The 20,978-nt window shown below is 74.2% G+C and carries 4 protein-coding genes and 1 pseudogene; all 5 read left to right on the top strand.

What is annotated here, in order from left to right:
- Nucleotides 1-327 precede the first annotated feature (327 nt).
- On the top strand, nt 328-1,518 hold the full coding sequence (locus AC068A_RS24875; RefSeq protein WP_478588316.1) for a DUF993 family protein: 1,191 nt from the start codon (nt 328-330) through the stop codon (nt 1,516-1,518).
- Nucleotides 1,519-1,561: 43 nt separating this feature from the next.
- The gene (locus AC068A_RS24870; RefSeq protein WP_478588314.1) at nt 1,562-2,959 is read left to right on the top strand and encodes an NAD(P)/FAD-dependent oxidoreductase; all 1,398 of its coding nucleotides are present in this window, start codon (nt 1,562-1,564) and stop codon (nt 2,957-2,959) included.
- Between the two features lie 157 nt (nt 2,960-3,116).
- Nucleotides 3,117-10,250: pseudogene (locus tag AC068A_RS24865) on the top strand (SDR family NAD(P)-dependent oxidoreductase); the annotation flags it as partial.
- A 2-nt stretch (nt 10,251-10,252) separates the two neighbouring features.
- The gene (locus AC068A_RS24860; RefSeq protein WP_478588313.1) at nt 10,253-15,121 is read left to right on the top strand and encodes a type I polyketide synthase; all 4,869 of its coding nucleotides are present in this window, start codon (nt 10,253-10,255) and stop codon (nt 15,119-15,121) included.
- 98 nt (nt 15,122-15,219) lie between these two features.
- A partial coding sequence (locus AC068A_RS24855; protein WP_478588311.1) for an SDR family NAD(P)-dependent oxidoreductase occupies nt 15,220-20,978 on the top strand: 5,759 nt, incomplete at its 3' end.

The raw sequence follows: 20,978 nt of genomic DNA, 5'->3' as shown, positions 1-20,978 counted from the left end.
CTGTCCCTCGACGCCCGCCCCCACACCCCCGGGGGGCGGGCGTCGAGTCGTCGGCGGCCCCTTCACAGGGCGTAGGGGTTGCCTAGGGGCAGCCCGGGTGGCAGGACCGGCCTAGGCTGGAATTCGACGACCGGGACGAGCAGCCATCAGGCGGCAGCGGCAATTTCCTTCCCGCACCTTCTCGAAATCCGCTGTCCGCTGTTCCCGCACCCGATGCGAAAACCCTGCGCCGAGGTCTGTTCCGCACCCACTCGGCCGCCTGTTCCCCCTCTCCATTTCGCCTTTCGGCGACCACCGCGTTCGCACACCCCTCCGAGGAGCGCCCGAGTGATCCGCATTCCCGCGCCCGACGGCACGCTGACGACCTATCAGCCCACCGCCGCCGCCCGCACCTTCACGCCCGACCCCCGCCCCTTCGCCCGCCGCTCCGTCCTGGCCGCCGCGCACGTCCTGGGCGACCCCTACGCCCCGAACGAGCCGTTCGGCCCGCCGCTCGGCCCGCCCCCGGCACAGTCCCTCGACTGGGACGCCACGCTCGCCTTCCGCCGCCACCTGTGGGCGCACGGCTTCACCGTCGCCGAGGCCCTGGACACCGCCCACCGCGGCGCCGGCCTGGACTGGCCGACCGCCGCCGAGCTGATCCGCCGCAGCGGAGCCGAGGCCCGCGCCGTCGGCGGCCGACTCGCCGTCGGCGTCTGGACCGACCAGCTCGACCCGTTCTCCCCGCACACCGTCGACGACGTCATCGCGGCGTACGAGGAGCAGCTCGCCGCCGCCGAGGAGGCCGGGGCCGTCGCGATCATCCAGGCCAGCACCGCCCTCGCGCAGGCCGTCCGCACCCCCGAGGAGTACACGGCCGTGTACGCGCGGCTGCTGGAGCAGACCAGCCGGCCCGCCATCCTGCACTGGCTGCTGCCGGAATGGGTGCCCGGCCACACCGGCTACTGGGGCCACGCCGACCAGGAGGACGCCACCCAGGCGTTCATCGACTTCGTCACCGCCCACCGGGACCGCATCGACGGCGTCAAGGTCGCCCCGCTCACCCCCGCGGCCGAGGTCGCGCTGCGCCGCCGCCTGCCCGAGGGCATCCGCTTCTACACCGGCGACCACGACACGTACACCGACCTCATCGCCGGCGACGAACAGGGCCACAGCCACGCCCTGTCCCCGGTGTTCGCCCTCATCGCCCCCGCGGCCGCCGAAGCCTTCCGCGCCCTGGACCAGGGCGACACGGCGGGCTTCCGCACCACCCTCGACCCCACGCTCGCCCTGGCCCGCCACGTCTTCGAGGGGCCCGGCCGCAGCACCCTGTTCTTCAAGACCGGCCTGTCCTTCACCGCCTGGCTGTCCGGCCACGCCGACCACTTCCGCATGGTCTGGGCCGAGCAGGGCGCCCGTTCGGTGCCGCACCTGGCCCGCGCCTACCGGCTCGCCGACGAACTCGGCCTCTTCCCCGACCCGGAGCTCGCCGCGCACCGCGTCCGCCAGTTCCTCAGCATCAACGGCATCGAGCAGTGACCTCGCCGACCCCGTACCCGCCAGACCAGGAGGAATTCACACAATGACCAGTGCAGTGGTGCTCGGCGGCGGCATGGCCGGCATGCTCGCGGCGGCCGCCCTGGCCGGCACGGCCGAACGCGTCACCGTCATCGAGGGCGACCGGTTCCCGGACCAGCCCGCGCCCCGCAAGGGGCTGCCCCAGGGCCATCACAACCACATGCTCATGAGCGGCGGGGCCGACGCCCTCGACGCCCTGCTCCCGGGCACCACTGACCGGCTGTACGCCGCCGGGGCCAAGCGCCGCCGGATGCCCACCGACCTGCTGACCCTGTCCGCCGAGGGCTGGTACCGCAACCACGACAGCGACGCCTACGTGGTCTGCTGCAGCCGCGACCTCATCGACCACGTGGTCCGCCGGCAGACGCTCGCCGACGACCGGATCACCGTCATCGAGGCAGCCAAGGCGACCGGACTCGCCGGCGACCGCACCAAGGTCACCGGCGTGCGCATCGAGCGCGCCGGCGCCGACGAGGAGACCGTCCCCGCCGACCTCGTCGTCGACGCCACCGGCCGCCGCTCCCGCACCCCCCACTGGCTCGCCGAGCTGGGGCTGCCCGCCCCGCAGGAGCTCAAGGTCGACGCCGGCTTCGCCTACTCCAGCCGGCTCTACGAGGCCCCGGCCGGCGCCACCGCCGATTTCCCCGGCGTCCTCATCCAAGCCCAGGCCGGCACCGGGCTCCCCGGCAGCGGTGCCGCCCTCCTCCCCAACGAGGGCAACCGCTGGATCGTCGCCCTGATCGGCACCCGCGGCGGCCAGCCGCCGACCGACGAGGAGGGCTTCAACGCCTTCGCCCGGCGGCTGCGGGACCCCATCGTCGCCGACCTCATCGCCACCGCCACCCCGGCGGGCCCCATCCGCGCCTACCGGGGCCTGCCCAACTGGCGCCGCTGCTACGAGAAGCTGCCGCTGCCCGACGGCCTGGTCGTCGTCGGCGACGCCGCCACCACCCTCAACGCCAACTACGCCACCGGCATGTCGCTGGCCGCGCTCGGCGCCCTCGCCCTGCGCAACGAAGCCGCCCGCCACGGCATCACGCCCGGCCTCGGCAACAGGGCGCAGACCGCCATAGCCAAGTCCTCCGAGGGCCCCTGGCAGATGGCCACCGGCACCGACCAGTGGTTCCCCGACGTCGAGATGAACATCAAGCGCGCCCCGGACCTGCTGCGCCGCTTCACCTCCCGGTTCGCCCGACTCACCACCGAGAACGCCGCACTGTCCAAGGCCTCGTTCGACGTGGCCGCGCTCCAGGCCCCGCCGAGCAGCATGATGACGCTGCCGGCCCTGCTGACCGTGGCCCGCGGCCCGCGCCGGGCCCCGCTGACGAGGGACCAGGCCATCGCCCAGTACCCGGAAATCGGCGGCATTCTCACCGCGACCCCGCGGGCCGAAGCCGCATAGTCCCTTGAAACCGGTAGGGGGGACCCTTTTCCCGTTTCTCTGGGGTTGGCCGTCCGCACCTGCCTCAGTAGCGTCATATCGCCTGTGAAAACGGCGAAATCCGATTTCAGATCCGACTCAAAATGGGGTGGCCTGGGTGGCTAGTGAGAACATTCCTGCGGTAATTCCGTGGCCCATCTCGGCCAAGAATGCGGCGGGCCTGCGGGCGCAGGCCGAGAAACTGCGCCGGTACCTCGCGGACCGCCCCGGCGAACGCCCGGCCGACATCGGCCTGTCGCTCGCCACCACCCGGGCCGCGCTCCCTCACAGGGCGGTCGTCCTCGGGGACGGCACCGAGAGCCTCCTCGACGGACTCGCCGGCCTCGCCGGGGACGCCACCGCCCCGGCCGTCGTCCCCGGCTCGGTCTCCGGGACTCCCCGCACCGTCTTCGTCTTCCCCGGACAGGGCTCCCAGTGGGAGGGCATGGCGGTCGAACTCCTCGACCAGTCACCGGTGTTCGCCCAGCGCATGGCCGAGTGCGCCGCCGCACTGGCCCCGTTCACCGACTGGGACCTCGTCGGCGTACTGCGCCGCCACGAGGACCAGCCCACCCTCGACCGGGTCGACGTCGTCCAGCCCGTCCTGTGGGCCGTCATGGTCTCGCTCGCCGCCCTGTGGCGCAGCCACGGGGTCGAGCCGGCCGCCGTCGTCGGCCACTCCCAGGGCGAGATCGCCGCCGCGACCGTCGCCGAGGCCCTCTCGATCGAGGACGGCGCCCGCGTCGTCGCCCTGCGCAGCCGGATCATCCGCGACAGCCTCGCCGGCAAGGGCGGCATGATGTCCGTCCCCCTCCCGGCCGCGGAGATCGGCGCCCGGCTCGAGCACCGCCGGGGCCGCCTCCAGCTCGCCGCCGTCAACGGTCCCGGCATCGCCGTCGCCTGCGGTGAGACCGCCGCCCTCCAGGAGCTGTTCACCGAGCTGACAGCCGAAGGCGTCCGGGCCCGCATGATCCCCGTGGACTACGCCTCCCACTCGCACTACGTGGAGGAGATCCGCGACGAGGTGATCGCCGCCCTGGCCCCCGTCACCCCCCGCTCGGTACGCCTGCCGTTCTACTCCACCGTCACCGGCGCCCCCCTCGACACCGCCGGCCTCGACGCCGAGTACTGGTACACCAACCTGCGCCAGACCGTCCGCTTCGAAGAGGCCACCACCGCCCTCCTCAACGACGGCTTCACCCTCTTCGTCGAGCCCACCCCCCACCACGTCCTCAAGAACGGCATCCAGGAGACCGCCGACGCCGCCGGCAAGGACGCGGCCACCGTCGGCTCCCTGCGCCGCGGCGAAGGCGGACTCGCCCGCTTCACCCGCTCCCTCGCCGAAACCTGGGTGCGCGGAGTCCCCGTCGACTGGGCCGGCTTCTTCGCCGGTACCGGCGCCCGGCTGACCGACCTGCCCACGTACGCGTTCCAGCGCAAGCGGTACTGGATGGACGTGCCCGCCCTCGACGCAGGCCCCGCCGTCCTCGGCCAGACCCCCGTCGACCACCCGCTGCTGCGGGCCGCCACCGAACCCGCCACCGGCGGCCACCTGTTCACCGGCCGCCTCTCCCTGCAGAAGCAGCCCTGGCTCGCCGACCACGAGGCCCTCGGCGCCGTACTCCTGCCCGGCACCGCCTTCGTCGACCTCGCCGTCCGCGCGGGCGACCAGGCCGGCTGCGACGTCCTGGACGAACTCACCCTCCAAGCCCCCCTGATCCTGCCCGAGCACGGCGGCGTCGACCTCCAGGTCCTCCTCGGCCCCGCCGACGACTCCGGCACCCGTACCGTGACCATCCACTCCCGCGCCGACGGCGACGGCCAGGACTGGATCCGCCACGCCGAGGGCACCCTCACCACCGGCGCACCCGCCGCCGCCTTCGACCTCACCCAGTGGCCCCCGCCCGGCGCCGAGCCCCAGAGCCTCGAAGGCGCCTACGAGCGCCTCTTCGGCCGCGGCTACGCCTACGGGCCCGTCTTCCAGGGCCTGACCGCCCTGTGGCGCCGCGGAAACGAGACCTTCGCCGAGGTCACCCTCCCCGAGCAGGCGCACCCGGACGCCGCCCGCTTCGTCGTGCACCCCGCCCTCCTCGACGCCGCCCTGCACGCCGACCTGCTCGGCGACACCAGCGCCGACACCCTCCTCCCGTTCGCCTGGACCGGCGTCTCGGTGCACGCCGTCGGCGCCACCGCCCTGCGGGTGCGGCTGGTCACCGACACCAAGGGCAGCACCCTGCTCCAGGCCGCGGACCACAGCGGCAGCCCCGTCCTCACCGTCGGCTCCATCGTCGCCAAGCCCGTCTCCACCGAACAGCTCGGCGCCGCCACCGGGCGCGGCGAACAGCCCTACCGCCTCACCTGGAGCCCGCTGCCCGCACCGCTGCCTGCCACCGACCGCAGCGCCGCCCACCCGGTCACCCTCATCGGAACCGACACCCTCGGCCTCGCCGACCTCACCGACCTCGCCGACCCCACCGCCCACCCGGACCTCGACGCGCTGCGCACCGCGCTCGACGCGGGCGCCGCCGCCCCCGCGACCGTACTCCTCACCCGCACGGCCCCCGCCGGCGACGTCCCGCACGCCGTGCGCGCCACCGCCCACGAGACCCTGGCGATCCTGCAGACCTGGGCCGCCGACGAACGGCTCGCCGCCTCCCGCCTGGTCCTCGTCACCCAGGGCGCCGTACCCGCCGCCGGCACCGTCCCCGACCTGGCCACCGCCCCGGTCTGGGGCCTGGTCCGCGCCGCCCAGGCCGAGAACCCCGGCCTGTTCACCCTCATCGACCTCGACGGCACCGACGCGTCCCGGCGCGCCCTGCCCGCCGCCCTCGCCACCGGCGAACCCGAGCTGGCCCTGCGCACCGGCACCGCCCACGCCCCCCGCATCGTCCGCACCGAACCCCAGAACACCACCACCACCGCCACCGCCGCCCGCCCCCTCGACGGGCAGGGCACCGTCCTGGTCACCGGCGGCACCGGCGGCATCGGCGCCCTCGTCGCCCGCCACCTCGTCACCGAGCACGGCGTCCGCCACCTCGTCCTCACCAGCCGCCGCGGCGCCGACGCCCCCGGCGCGGCCGCCCTGCGCGACGACCTCGCCGCCCACGGCGCCGAGGTCACCCTCGCCGCCTGCGACGTCTCCGACCGCGACGCGCTCGCCGCCCTCCTCGCCGCCATCCCCGCCGAGCACCCCCTCACCGGCGTGGTCCACTCCGCGGGCGTCCTCGACGACGGCGTCATCGCCTCCCTGACCCCCGAGCGCATGGACACCGTCCTCGCGCCCAAAGCGGACGCAGCCTGGCACCTGCACGAGCTCACCGCCGGCCGGGACCTCGCCCTGTTCGCCCTGTTCTCCTCCGCCGCCGGCACCCTCGGGGCCGCCGGCCAGGCCAACTACGCCACCGCCAACGTCTTCCTCGACGCCCTCGCCGCCCACCGCCGCGCCGCCGGACTCACCGGCACCTCCATGGCCTGGGGCCTGTGGGCCGAAGGCACCGGCATGACCGGCACCCTGGACGCCGCCGACATCCAGAGGCTGCGCCGCCAGGGCTTCCCCGCCATGGCGACCGCCGAGGGACTGGCCCTGTTCGACCAGGCACTCGGGGCCGACGACCCGCTCCAGCTGCTGGTCAAGCTCGACCTGGGCGCACTGCGCACCCAGGCCGGCCACGGACACGTCCCCGCCGTCCTGCGCGAACTGGTCCGCGTACCCGCCCGCAAGGCCGCGGCCGCCGCCTCCCGCACGGCCGCCGGCGGCTCCGAGCTGGCCGACCGGCTCGCCCGGCTCCCCGAGGCCGAATGCGACAGCCTCCTGCTCGACCTGGTACGCAGCCACGCCGCCGACGTCCTCGGCCACGACTCCGCCGACGCCGTCCAGCCCGACCGCGCCTTCAAGGAGCTCGGCTTCGACTCCCTCACCGCCGTCGAACTGCGCAACCGGCTGTCGGCCGGCACCGGCCTGAAGCTCTCCGCCACCCTCGTCTTCGACTACCCGACCGCCCGCTCCGCCGCCCAGTACCTCAAGGACACCGCGCGCGGCGCCGCCGCCGCCCCGGCCGCCACCGCGGCCACCGCCCCGGCCGACGACGAGCCCATCGCCATCGTGGCCATGGCCTGCCGCTTCCCCGGCGGCGTCGAGACCCCCGAGGACCTGTGGCGGCTGGTGGCCGAAGGCACTGAAACGATCTCGGAGTTCCCCACCGACCGCGGCTGGGACCTGGAGGGCATCTACGACCCCGAACCCGGCACCCCCGACCGCACCTACACGCGCTCCGGCGGCTTCCTCCACGACGCCGCCGAGTTCGACGCCGGCTTCTTCGGCATCTCCCCGAATGACGCCCTCGGCATGGACCCCCAGCAGCGCCTGCTCCTGGAGACCTCCTGGGAGCTGTTCGAACGCGCCGGCATCGATCCCGCCACCCTCAAGGGCACCCAGACCGGTGTCTTCACCGGCGCCATGTACCACGACTACGCCCGCTCCCGGGCCACCGGCTCCATCGCCTCCGGCCGGCTCTCGTACACGTACGGCCTCGAGGGCCCGGCCGTCACGGTGGACACGGCCTGCTCCTCCTCACTGGTCGCCCTGCACCTGGCCATCCAGTCCCTGCGCTCGGGCGAGTCCGCCCTCGCCGTCGCCGGCGGCGTCACCGTCATGGCCACCCCCGAGGTGCTCATCGAGTTCGGCCTCCAGCAGGGCCTGTCCGCCGACGGCCGCTGCCGCTCCTTCTCCTCCGGCGCGGACGGCACCGGCTTCTCCGAGGGCGTCGGCATGCTCCTCGTCGAGCGGCTCTCCGACGCCCGCAAGAACGGCCACCCGGTCCTCGCGGTGGTGCGCGGCTCCGCCGTCAACCAGGACGGCGCCAGCAACGGCTTCTCCGCACCCAACGGCCCCTCCCAGCAGCGCGTCATCCGCCAGGCCCTGGCCAATGCCGGTCTCGCCGCCGCCGACGTCGACGCGGTCGAGGCACACGGCACCGGAACCAAGCTCGGCGACCCCATCGAAGCCCAGGCGATCCTCGCCACGTACGGCCAGGACCGCCCCGAGGACCAACCCCTGTGGCTGGGCTCGATCAAGTCGAACATCGGGCACGCGCAGGCCGCGGCCGGCGTCGCCGGCGTCATCAAGATGGTCGAGGCGATCCGCCGCGGAGCACTCCCCAGGACCCTGCACGCCGAGCACCCGTCCCCCGAGGTGGACTGGGACTCCGGCGCGGTGGAACTGCTCACCGAAGCCCGCGACTGGCCGGAGACCGGCCGCCCGCGCCGGGCCGGCGTCTCCTCCTTCGGCATCAGCGGCACCAACGCCCACGTCATCGTCGAGCAGGCCCCGCAGCACACCGACCCGCAGCCCGCGGACACCGCCGGCCAGGCCCCTGCCCCCGCCACCCCCGCAGCCCTGCCGCTGCTCGTCTCCGCCCGCACCCCGCAGGCACTGCGCGACCAGGCCGCTCGGCTCGCCGAGCACCTGCGCACCCGCGACGACCTCCGCCTGGCCGACATCTCCTGGACCCTGGCGAACGCCCGGACCGCCCACGAGCACCGCGCCGCGGTCCTCACCCCGGACCGCGACCAGGCCGTACACTCCCTGGCCGCCCTCGCCGCCGGCGACGCGTCGGGCCGCGTGGTCACCGGCAACGCCCGCACGGGCGCTGGCACCACGGCGTTCGTGTTCACGGGTCAGGGTGCGCAGCGGCTCGGGATGGGCCGTGGGCTGTACGAGGCGTTCCCGGTGTTCGCGTCCGCGTTCGATGCGGTGGTGGCGGAGCTGGGCCTGCCGCTGATGGAGATCGTGTGGGGTGAGGATGCGGAGCGTCTGAACCGTACGGAGTTCGCGCAGCCTGCGCTGTTCGCGGTCGAGGTGGCGTTGTTCCGGCTGGTGGAGTCGTGGGGCGTGAAGCCCGACTTCCTGGCCGGCCACTCGATCGGTGAGATCGCCGCCGCCCACGTGGCCGGTGTGCTGTCGCTGGCGGATGCGGCCCGGCTGGTGGTGGCCCGCGGCTGCCTGATGCAGGCACTGCCGGCGGGTGGGGCGATGGTCGCGCTCCAGGCGAGCGAGGCGGAGGTTCTTCCGCTTCTGTCGGAGTCGGTGTCGATCGCCGCGGTCAACGGCCCGAGCGCGGTCGTGGTCTCGGGCGACGAGGCCGAGGTCCTGAAGGTCAAGGCGTACTTCGAGGGGGAGGGCCGCAAGGCGACCCGTCTGAAGGTGTCGCACGCCTTCCACTCGCCGCTGATGGACCCGATGCTGGATGCCTTCCGCGAGGTCGCGCAGTCGCTGTCGTACAGCGCCCCGACGATCCCGGTGGTGTCCGCGCTGACGGGCACGGTTGTGGCTGCCGGTGAGCTGACCGATCCGGGGTACTGGGTCCGGCACGTCCGTGATGCGGTGCGGTTCGCGGATGCGGTCGGGGTGCTGGAGGACAAGGGCGTCACCACGTTCGTCGAGGTGGGCCCGGATGCGGTGCTGTCGGCGACGGGTCCGGCCTGCCTGTCGGGCGGTGACGGCGCGTTCGTGCCGCTGCTGCGCCGGGGCCGCGGCGAGGAGGGCGAGCTGGTGGCCGCGGTGGCGCTGGCGCACTGCCGTGGAGTGGCCGTGGACTGGCAGGCGTACTTCGCGCCCTACGGCGCCCAGCGCGTCGACCTGCCCACCTACGCCTTCCAACGCCGCCCGTACTGGCTCGCCGAGACCACCGGCCACACCGTGGCCATCGGCGGCACCGGCGCCCCGGAGCCGGCGGCCGGCCTCGACGCCGAGACCGCACGCTGGCACGAGCTGATGGCGCTGCCCGACGGCCAGCGCCGCCGCGAGGCGCTCGCCCTGGTCCGCCGCCACGTCGCCGCGGTGCTCGGACACACATCGATCGACGCCGTGGAGCCCGACCGGGCCTTCACCGAACTCGGCTTCGACTCCGTCGCCGCGAGCGAGTTGCGCAGGCGCCTCACCACCACCACCGGCCTGAAGCTTCCCGAGACCCTCGCCTTCGACCACCCCAACGCGCAGTCCGTCACCGAGCTCCTGCTCACCCACGACCGGCCGGAGGAGCCGAACCCCGCCGAGCACCTGCTCACGGAGCTCGACCGGCTGGAGACCGCCCTCGCCGACACCTCCGGCCTCGACACCGATGCCGCCCGCATCACCGCGCGCCTCGAGGCACTGCTGCGCAACTGGCGGGACACGCACGGCGGCGAGCCGGGCGAGGACACGCACGACGACTTCGAATCGGCCACGGACGACGAACTCTTCCGGGCCCTGGACAACCTTGAGATTGGTTCCTGACCATGGGCAACGACGACAAGCTCCGCGACTATCTCAAGCGCGCCACGGCCGACCTCCAGCAGACCAAGCGCCGCCTGCGGGAGGCCGAGGCCAGGGCCCACGAGCCCATCGCCATCGTGGCGATGAGCTGCCGGTTCCCCGGCGGCGTGGACACCCCCGAGGCACTGTGGCAGCTGGTGGACTCCGGTACGGACGCCATCAGCACGTTCCCGGAGAACCGCGGCTGGGACCTCGAGGGCCTCTACGACCCCGAGCCCGCCACACCCGGCAAGACGTACTCCCGCGAGGGCGGCTTCCTGCACGACGCCGGCGAGTTCGACGCCGACTTCTTCCGGATCAGCCCCAAGGACGCCCGGGAGACCGACCCCCAGCAGCGCCTCCTGCTGGAGACCGCCTGGGAAGCGCTGGAACGGGCCGGCATCGTCCCCGCCACGCTGAAGGAGACCCAGACCGGTGTCTTCGCCGGAGTCGTCTACCACGACTACCTCGTGGGCGGCGGCACCGGCAGCCTGGCCAGCGTCGCCTCCGGCCGCATCGCCTACACCCTCGGCCTGGAAGGCCCCGCCGTCACGGTGGACACGGCCTGCTCCTCCTCGCTCGTCGCCCTCCACCTGGCCATCCAGTCGCTCCGCTCGGGCGAGTGCACCCTCGCCCTGGCCGGCGGCGCCACCGTCATGGCACACCCGCATTCCTTCGTCGGATTCAGCCAGGACCGCGGCCTCGCCCCCGACGGCCGCTGCAAGTCCTTCGCCGGAGCCGCCGACGGCACCGGCTGGGGCGAGGGCGTCGGCATGCTCCTTGTCGAGCGGCTCTCCGACGCCCGCAAGAACGGCCACCCGGTCCTCGCGGTGGTGCGCGGCTCCGCCGTCAACCAGGACGGCGCCAGCAACGGCATATCGGCCCCCAACGGCCCCTCCCAGCGCCGCGTCATCCGCCAGGCCCTCGCCGGCGCCCAACTGACCCCCGCACAGGTCGACGCCGTCGAGGCACACGGCACCGGCACGGTACTCGGCGACCCCATCGAAGCCCAGGCGATCCTCGCCACGTACGGCCAGGACCGCCCCGAGGACCAGCCCTTGTGGCTGGGCTCGCTCAAGTCGAACATCGGGCACGCCCAGGCCGCCGCCGGCGTCGGCGGCATCATCAAGATGGTCATGGCGATGCGCCACGGCAGGCTCCCCAAGACCCTGCACGTCGACCGGCCCAGCCCCAAGGTCGACTGGTCCGAAGGCCGCATCCAGCTGCTCACCGAGGCCCGCGACTGGCCGGACAACGGCCGCCCGCGCCGCGCCGCCGTCTCCTCCTTCGGCTTCAGCGGCACCAACAGCCACGTGATCCTCGAAGAGGCACCCGCGCCCGAGCCGACTCCCGAACCGAAGGCCGACGCACCGGCGGCAGCAGCCCCGGCCGTCCGCGCCGATGCCGCGATCCCGCTGGTGCTCTCCGGCAAGGGCACGGCCGCGCTGCGCGCCCAGGCCCAGCGCATGCTCGCGCACCTCGAAGCCGACACCACGACCCGCCTCGCCGACCTCGGCTGGTCCCTGGCCGGCACCCGGGCCGCGCTCCAGGACCGGGCCGCGATCGTCGCCACCGACCGGGCGGAGCTGCTGCGCCGCCTCGGCGCGCTGGCCGCGGGCGAGCCCGCGGCCGGGCTCGTGCAGGGACGCGCCGGCCGGGCCGAGGACCTGACCGCGTTCGTGTTCACGGGTCAGGGTGCGCAGCGGCTCGGGATGGGCCGTGGGCTGTACGAGGCGTTCCCGGTGTTCGCGTCCGCGTTCGATGCGGTGGTGGCGGAGCTGGGCCTGCCGCTGATGGAGATCGTGTGGGGTGAGGACGCGGAGCGTCTGAACCGTACGGAGTTCGCGCAGCCGGCCCTGTTCGCGGTCGAGGTGGCGCTGTTCCGGCTGGTGGAGTCGTGGGGCGTCAAGCCCGACTTCCTGGCCGGCCACTCGATCGGCGAGATCGCCGCCGCCCACGTGGCCGGTGTGCTCTCGCTGGCGGATGCGGCCCGGCTGGTGGTCGCCCGCGGCCGTCTGATGCAGGCACTGCCGGCGGGTGGGGCGATGGTCGCGCTCCAGGCGAGCGAGGCGGAGGTTCTTCCGCTTCTGTCGGAGTCGGTGTCGATCGCCGCGGTCAACGGCCCGAACGCGGTCGTCGTCTCGGGCGACGAGGCCGAGGTCCTGAAGGTCAAGGCGTACTTCGAGGGGGAGGGCCGCAAGGCGACCCGTCTGAAGGTGTCGCACGCCTTCCACTCGCCGCTGATGGACCCGATGCTGGATGCCTTCCGCGAGGTCGCGCAGTCGCTGTCGTACAGCGCCCCGACGATCCCGGTGGTGTCCGCGCTGACGGGCACGGTTGCGGCTGCCGGTGAGCTGACCGATCCGGAGTACTGGGTCCGGCACGTCCGTGACGCGGTGCGGTTTGCGGATGCGGTCGGGGTGCTGGAGGACAAGGGCGTCACCACGTTCGTCGAGGTGGGCCCGGATGCGGTGCTGTCGGCGACGGGTCCGGCCTGCCTGTCGGGCGGTGACGGCGCGTTCGTGCCGCTGCTGCGCCGGGGCCGCGGCGAGGAGGGCGAGCTGGTGGCCGCGGTGGCGCTGGCGCACTGCCGTGGAGTGGCCGTGGACTGGCAGGCGTACTTCGCGCCCTACGGCGCGAAGCGCGTCGACCTGCCCACCTACGCCTTCCAACGCCGCTGGTTCTGGCGCGACCCCGACGCCGCCGCGCCCGCCCCGAACGGCCCCACCACCCCGGACGCCGCAGACAGCGCCGTCCTCGACGCCCTGGAGCGCGCCGACAGCGCCGCCCTGGCCGACCACACCGGCGTACCCGCCGAAACCCTGGACCAGGTGCTGCCCGCCCTGCGGGACTGGCGCCACCGCCGGCGCGAGCAGGCCCGTACCGACTCCTGGCGCTACCGCGTCCAGTGGCTGCCCGCCCGCACCCCCGCCGCCTCCGGACCCGCCGCCCCCGACGGGACCTGGCTGCTGGCCGTGCCCGCGGACCTCTCCGGCGACCCCCGGGTGACCGCCCTAGCCGAGGGCCTCGCCGCGCACGGCGTGTGGACCGTACGCGTCGTGATCGGCGACCAGACCAGGACCGCGCTCGCCCACGAACTGCGCGCCCACACCGGCCTGGCCGGCGCGCTCTCCCTGCTCCCCCTCGACGACCGCCCCCACCCGGACCACCCGGCCCTCTCCCGGGGCACCGCCACCACCGTCACCCTCGTGCAGGCGCTCGGCGACGCCGGAATCGGCGCCCCCCTGTGGTCGGTCACCTCCCGGGCGGTGGCCGCCACCCCCGCCGACACCGTCCCCGAACCCCTCCAGGCCGCGCTCTGGGGCCTGGGCGCGGGACTCGCCCTCGACCTCCCCGACACCTGGGGCGGCCTCGTCGACCTGCCCGCCGAGGTCACCGAGGAGACCGTACGGACCCTGTGCGCCGTCCTCGCCGCACCCGGCGGCGAGGACCAGCTCGCCGTCCGCGGCCGCCACGTGCTCGGCCGCCGCATGGTACGCGTACCCCTCGGCGACGCGCCCGCCGTCCGCGACCGGCAGCCCTCCGGCACCACCCTGATCACCGGCGGCACCGGCGGGCTCGGCGCCCACGTGGCCCGGCTGCTCGCCGACCGCGGCGCGCCGCACCTGCTGCTCACCAGCCGCCGCGGCCCCGCCGCGCCCGGAACCCGGGAACTGGTCGGCGAACTGGAGGCCCGCGGCACCCGCGTCACCGTCACCGCCTGCGACGTCGCCGACCGTGACGCCGTCGCCGCCCTGCTCGACAGCGTTCCCGCGGACCTGCCGCTCACCGCCGTCGTGCACGCCGCGGGTGCCATGCAGCGCATCGCACCCCTGTCCGACCTCAGCCTCGAGGAGTTCGCCGCCGTCGCCGACGCCAAGGTCAGCGGCGCCCGCCACCTCGACGACCTGCTCGCCGACCGGCCACTGGACGCCTTCGTGCTCTTCTCCTCCGGCTCCGCCGTATGGGGCAGCGCCGGCCAGGCCGCATACGGCAGCGCCAACTCCTACCTCGACGCGCTCGCCGCCCACCGCCGGGCCCGCGGCGCCACCGCCACCTCGGTGGCCTGGGGCCCCTGGGACAGCGGCATGGTCGACGCCGAACTCAGCGCCGCACTCACCCGGATCGGCACCCTGCCCATGGACGCCCGGCCCGCCCTCGCCGGCCTCGCCGGCACCCTCGACCACGACGAGAGCCACCTGGTCGTCGCCGACATCGACTGGGCCCGGTTCGCCCCCGTCTACACGCTGGCCCGGCCCCGCCCGCTCATCGACACCGTGCCCGAGGCCCGCGCCGCACTGGAATCCGTACCCGACACCGCGGGGACGGACGGCGCGGACGCCTTCACCCAACGGCTGCACGGCCTCCCGCAGGCCCAGCAGCACCGGGCCCTGCTCGACCTCGTACGCACCCACGTCGGCGCCCTCCTCGGCTACGACGACCCACAGACGGTCGAGCCCGGCCGGCCGTTCACCGACCTCGGCTTCGACTCGGTGGCCGCCACCGACCTGCGCACCCGGCTCTCCACGGCCACCGGCCGCACCCTGCCCGCCACGATGGTCTTCGACCACGCGACCCCTACCGCACTCGCCGCGTACCTGCACGGCGAACTGTGCCCGGATGCCGCGATCGACGCAGACGCGATGTCCGTCCTGGCCGAACTCGACCGGCTTGAGGCAGCGTTGACGGCGCTCCACCCCGAGGACATCGAACGGCACAAGATCCCCGGGAGGCTGCAGAGCCTGACGGCCCGCCTGGGCGGCGGACCGGCCTCCGCGGCCGACCAGCTCACCGAGGACGCGACGGCGGACGACGTCTTCGCGTTCATCGACAAGGAACTCGGCCTCGCCTGAAGGCCCCGGCCCTGCGCGCAGTCTCCGACTGACGCGCGCAGGGCCCGTTTCACCACACCAGAACCATGCGTATTCCAGAGGACGTTGCGAGGCGGGGAATGGCTGACGATCAGAAGCTCCTTGACTATCTCAAGCGGGTCACTGCCGATTTGGCCCAGACACGTCAGCGGCTCCAGGAGTACGAGGCCAGGGACGCCGACCCGATCGCCATCGTCGGCATGGCCTGCCGCTACCCCGGCGGGGTCACCTCCCCCGAGGACCTGTGGCAGCTGGTGGCCGACGAGGTCGACGCCGTCTCCGACTTCCCCCAGGACCGCGGCTGGCAGATCGACACCGAGGACGGCGACTTCGCCCGCGTCGGCGGCTTCATGACCGGCGCCGCCGAGTTCGACCCCGCCTTCTTCGGCATCTCGCCGAAGGAAGCCGTCGCCATGGACCCGCAGCAGCGCCTCATGCTGGAGGTCTCCTGGGATGCGCTGGAGCGGGCCGGAATCCCCGCCGACAAGGTGCGCGGCGGACAGGTCGCCGTGTTCGCCGGCTCCGGATTCCAGGACTACGGCGACCTCCTCAACACGGCCCCCGAGGCTGCCGGACCCTTCATGGGCACCGCCGCAGTGGCCGCCGTCATCGCCGGCCGGGTCTCCTACGCCCTCGGCCTCGAAGGCCCCGCGGTGACCGTGGACACCGCCTGCTCGTCCTCCCTCGTCGCCATCCACCTCGCCGCGCAGGCGCTGCGCGACCGGGAATGCTCACTGGCCCTCGCCGGCGGCGTCATGGTGATGTCGACCCCCGGCCCGTTCATCGGCATGGCCCGCCAGGGCGGCCTCGCCGCCAACGGCCGCATCAAGGCCTTCGCCGAGGCCGCCGACGGCACCGCCTGGGCCGAGGGCGCCGGCATGCTCGTACTGGAGCGCCTCTCCGAGGCCCGCGCCAAGGGCCACCCCGTCCTCGCCGTCATCAAGGGCTCCGCCGTCAACCAGGACGGCGCGAGCAACGGCCTGACCGCCCCCAACGGCCCCTCCCAGCAGCGCGTCATCCGCGAGGCACTGAGCGCCGCCCGGATCCCCGCAGCCCAGGTCGACCTCGTCGAAGGACACGGCACCGGCACGGTGCTCGGCGACCCCATCGAAGCCCAGGCCCTGCTCGCCACGTACGGCCAGGGACGCCCGAAGGACCGGCCGCTGCGGCTGGGCTCGCTCAAGTCGAACATCGGGCACGCCCAGGCCGCCGCCGGCGTCGGCGGCGTCATCAAGATGGTCATGGCGATGCGCCACGAAACCATGCCCAGGACCCTCCACGTCGACCGGCCCACCACCCACGTCGACTGGTCCGCCGGCGACGTCGAACTGCTCACCGAGGCCCGCCCCTGGCCGCACGCCGACCACCCGCGCCGTGCCGCCGTCTCCGCCTTCGGCGTCAGCGGCACCAACGCCCACCTCATCCTGGAGCAGGCCCCCGAACCGGAGCCCGCCGAAGGGCAGCCCGCCGAGCCGGCCCCCGCCCCCGCGACCCGCCCCGCCGCCACCCCCCTGCCGTGGCTGGTATCCGCCCGCAGCGCCGACGCCCTCGAGGCCCAGGCCGCCCGCGTGCAGGCGTACACGGCCGACCACCCCGAGCTGCGCGAACTCGACCTCAGCTACTCCCTGGCGACCACCCGCGCCTGCCTGGAGCACCGCGCCGTGGTCCTGGCCGAGGACCGCGAGGCCGCCCTCGCCGCGCTCGGAGCACTGGCGAACGGCGAGGCACGCGCCGACGTACTGCGCGGCCTCGCCGGCAGCGGCCTGACGGCGTTCCTGTTCACGGGGCAGGGTGCGCAGCGGCTCGGCATGGGCCGTGGGCTGTACGAGGCGTTCCCGGTGTTCGCGTCCGCGTTCGATGCGGTGGTGGCGGAGCTGGGCCTGCCGCTGTCGCAGATCGTGTGGGGTGAGGATGCGGAGCGTCTGAACCGTACGGAGTTCGCTCAGCCTGCGCTGTTCGCGGTCGAGGTGGCGTTGTTCCGGCTGGTGGAGTCGTGGGGCGTGAAGCCCGACTTCCTGGCCGGCCACTCGATCGGCGAGATCGCCGCCGCCCATGTCGCGGGTGTGCTGTCGCTGGCGGATGCGGCCCGGCTGGTGGTCGCCCGCGGCCGTCTGATGCAGGCACTGCCGGCGGGTGGGGCGATGGTCGCGCTCCAGGCGAGCGAGGCGGAGGTGCTTCCGCTTCTGTCGGAGTCGGTGTCGATCGCCGCGGTCAACGGTCCGAGCGCGGTCGTGGTCTCGGGCGACGAGGCCGAGGTTCTGAAGGTCAAGGCGTACTTCGAGGGGGAGGGCCGCAAGGCGACCCGTCTGAAGGTGTCGCACGCGTTCCACTCGTCGCTGATGGACCCGATGCTGGACGAGTTCCGGCAGGTGGCGGCGTCGCTGTCGTACAGCGCCCCGACGATCCCGGTGGTGTCCGCGCTGACGGGCACGGTTGCGGCTGCCGGTGAGCTGGCCGATCCGGAGTACTGGGTCCGGCACGTCCGCGTGGCCGTCCGGTTCGCCGACGGTGTGCGGGCGTTGGAGGCCGAGGGCGTCTCCCGTTTCGTGGAGCTGGGTCCGGACGGCGTGCTGACGGCGATGGCCCAGCAGTCGGTCGAGTCGGAGACGGCTGTGCTGGCTGCGGCGGTGCGCCGTGACCGGCCTGAGGCCGCCGCCCTGCTCGCAACCATCGCCCGGCTGCATGTCCACGGCGTGTCGGTGGACTGGGAAGCAGTCTTCGCCGACACCGGCGCCCGGCGCGTCGACCTGCCCACCTACGCCTTCCAGCGCCGGCACTACTGGATCACGCCGGAGAACGGCGCCGCCGACATCACCTCCGCCGGCCTCGACGCAGCCGACCACCCCCTGCTCGGCGCCGCCGTCATGCTCGCCGACTCCGAGGGCGCAGTGCTCACCGGCCGGCTCTCCGCGGCCACCCACCCCTGGCTCGCCGACCACGTCGTCGGCGGCACCATCCTCTTCCCCGGCACCGGCTTCGTCGAGCTCGCCGTACGCGCCGGCGACCAGGTCGGCTGCGACGTCCTCGAGGAGCTCACCCTCGAAGCCCCGCTGGTCCTGCCCCCGCGCGGGGCCGTACAGGTCCAGGTCACCGTGGGCGCCGCCGAAGGCTCCGGCACCCGCTCCCTGACCGTGCACTCCCGCTCCTCCGCGCACGAGCCGTGGACCCGGCACGCCACCGGTGTCCTTGCCTCCGGCGCCGACGCGGGCAACGCCGACCTCTCCCAGTGGCCGCCGGCCGGCGCCACCCCGATCGACGTCGACACCCTGTACCCCGACCTCGCCGGCCTGGGCCTCCAGTACGGCCCGGTGTTCCAGGGCCTCAAGGCCGCCTGGCGGGCCGGCGACTCGGTCTACGCCGACATCACCCTGCCCGAGCAGGACCACAAGGACGCCGAACGGCTCGGCCTGCACCCCGCCCTGCTCGACGCCGCCCTGCACGCGGTCAGCTTCACCGGGGTCACCGGCGACCAGGCCGCCCTGCCGTTCGCCTGGTCAGGCGTCACCCTGCACGCCGCCGGGGCCACCTCCGTCCGCGTCCGCCTGACGCCGACCGGCGCGGGCGTCTCCCTCGCGCTCGCCGACGCCGTCGGCCGGCCCGTCGCGACCGTCGAATCCCTGATGCTCCGCCCCATCAGCGAAGAGCAGCTCGCGGCCGCCCGCGCCGGCCACCACGAGTCGCTGTTCCGTCTGGACTGGACGCCGCTGCCGGCCACCCCCGCAGCGCGCCCCCAGGACACCGCCGTCTTCGACAGCGTCCCCGGCACGGACGCCACGGCCGTACGCGCCGCCGCCCACGCGGCCCTGGCGCGCCTCCAATCGGCCACGGCCACCGGCACCCTCGTGTTCGTCACGCGCGGCGCGGTCGCACTGCCGGGTGAGGACGTCACCGACCTGGCCGGTGCTGCGGTCTGGGGCCTGGTCCGCTCCGCGCAGTCCGAGGACCCGGGCCGCTTCGTGATCGTCGACGTGCCCGCCGACACCGAGGACCCCTCCGCCGCCGTCGACCTCGCGCTGGCGGCGGGAGAGTCCCAGGTCGTCGTCCGCGGGACCACCGCGTACGGCGCCCGCCTGGTCCGTACCGAAGTCCCGGCGGCGGCCGACGCCGCTAGCGAGGCGGCCCCGGCGTTCGGTAGCGGGACCGTGCTGCTCACCGGTGCCTCGGGCAGTCTGGGCGGCCTGTTCGCCCGCCACCTCGTGGCCGAGCACGGCGTGCGCAGCCTGCTGCTGACGAGCCGCCGCGGCGCGGACGCACCGGGCGCCCAGGAACTGGTAGCGGACCTGGCGGCCCTCGGCGCGGAGGTGAAGGTCGCGGCCTGCGACGTCGCCGACCGCGACGCGCTCGCCGCCCTCCTCACCGATATCGAACTGTCCGCGGTGGTCCACGTCGCCGGCGTCCTCGACGACGGCGTCATCGCCTCCCTCACCCCCGACCGCATCGACACCGTCATGCGCCCGAAGGTCGACGCGGCACTCAACCTCCACGAGCTGACCGCCGGCCACGACCTGTCCGCGTTCGTCCTGTTCTCCTCGGGCTCCGGCACGCTCGGCGCGCCCGGCCAGGGCAACTACGCGGCCGCCAACACCTTCCTCGACGGCCTGGCCGCCCACCGCAGGGCGGTCGGTCTGCCCGCCCTGTCCCTGGCTTGGGGCCTGTGGACCGGCGGCATGGCCGGCACCCTCGCCGAGGCCGAACGCTCCCGCATCTCGCAGGGCGGCATCTTCCCCCTCACCCCCGAGGAGGGCACCGTCCTCTTCGACGCCGCCCTGGCCGGCGGCGAAGCCACCCTCGTCCCCGCCAAGTTCGACCTGGCTGCCCTGCGTGCCCAGGGCGACGGCGCCCCGCCCCTCTTCCGGCGCCTCATCCCCACCGCCACGCGGCGCCGCCGCTCCGCACAGACCCCCGTGGCCGAGGCCGGCGCCCTCCAGCGCCACCTGGCCTCCCTGCCGCAGGCAGAACACCAGGCCGCCCTCCTGGACCTCGTCCTGTCCCGGGCCGCCCTCGTCCTCGGCTTCGCCGACGCCCGCGCCATCGAACCCGAACGGGCGTTCCGCGACCTCGGCGTCGACTCCCTGGCCGCCGTCGAGCTCCGCAACGGCCTCAACGAGGCCACCGGACTGCGGCTGCCCGCCACGCTGGTCTTCGACTACCCCACCCCCGCCGAACTCGCCGCATACCTGCTCGACGAGGTCTCCGGCCAAGACACCGACGCGCCCGCCGCCACGGCCACCGGTGCTCTCGCCGCCCAGGACGACCCGATCGTGATCGTGGGCATGGCCTGCCGCTATCCCGGTGGGGTGGAGACCCCCGAGGACCTGTGGCGGCTCGTTGCGGGCGGTGTGGATGCGATCTCCGAGTTCCCGTCCAACCGCGGGTGGAACGTCGACGAGCTGTTCGATCCGGCTTCTGAGCGTCCGGGTACCAGTTACGTCAAGCACGGCGGGTTCCTGCACGATGCGGGCGACTTCGACCCGGCGTTCTTCGGGATCTCCCCGAACGAGGCCCTCGGTATGGATCCGCAGCAGCGTCTGCTGTTGGAGACGTCCTGGGAGGCGATCGAGCGGGCCGGCATCGACCCGGCGACCCTCAAGGGCAGCTCGACCGGCGTGTTCGCCGGCATGATGTACCACGACTACGCCGCCAACAGCGGCACCGGCGCCATCGCCTCGGGCCGCGTCAGCTACGTCTTCGGCTTCGAAGGACCAGCCGTCACCATCGACACCGCCTGCTCCTCCTCGCTCGTTGCCTTGCACCTGGCGGTGCAGGCGCTGCGGTCGGGGGAGTGCTCGCTGGCGCTGGCCGGTGGTGTGGCGGTGATGGCGACCCCCGAGGCGTTCGT

This window comes from Streptomyces sp. NPDC043854 (assembly GCF_056436005.1).
Note: the sequence above shows the minus strand (reverse complement) of the source record. Positions and strands in the feature narration are given on the sequence as shown.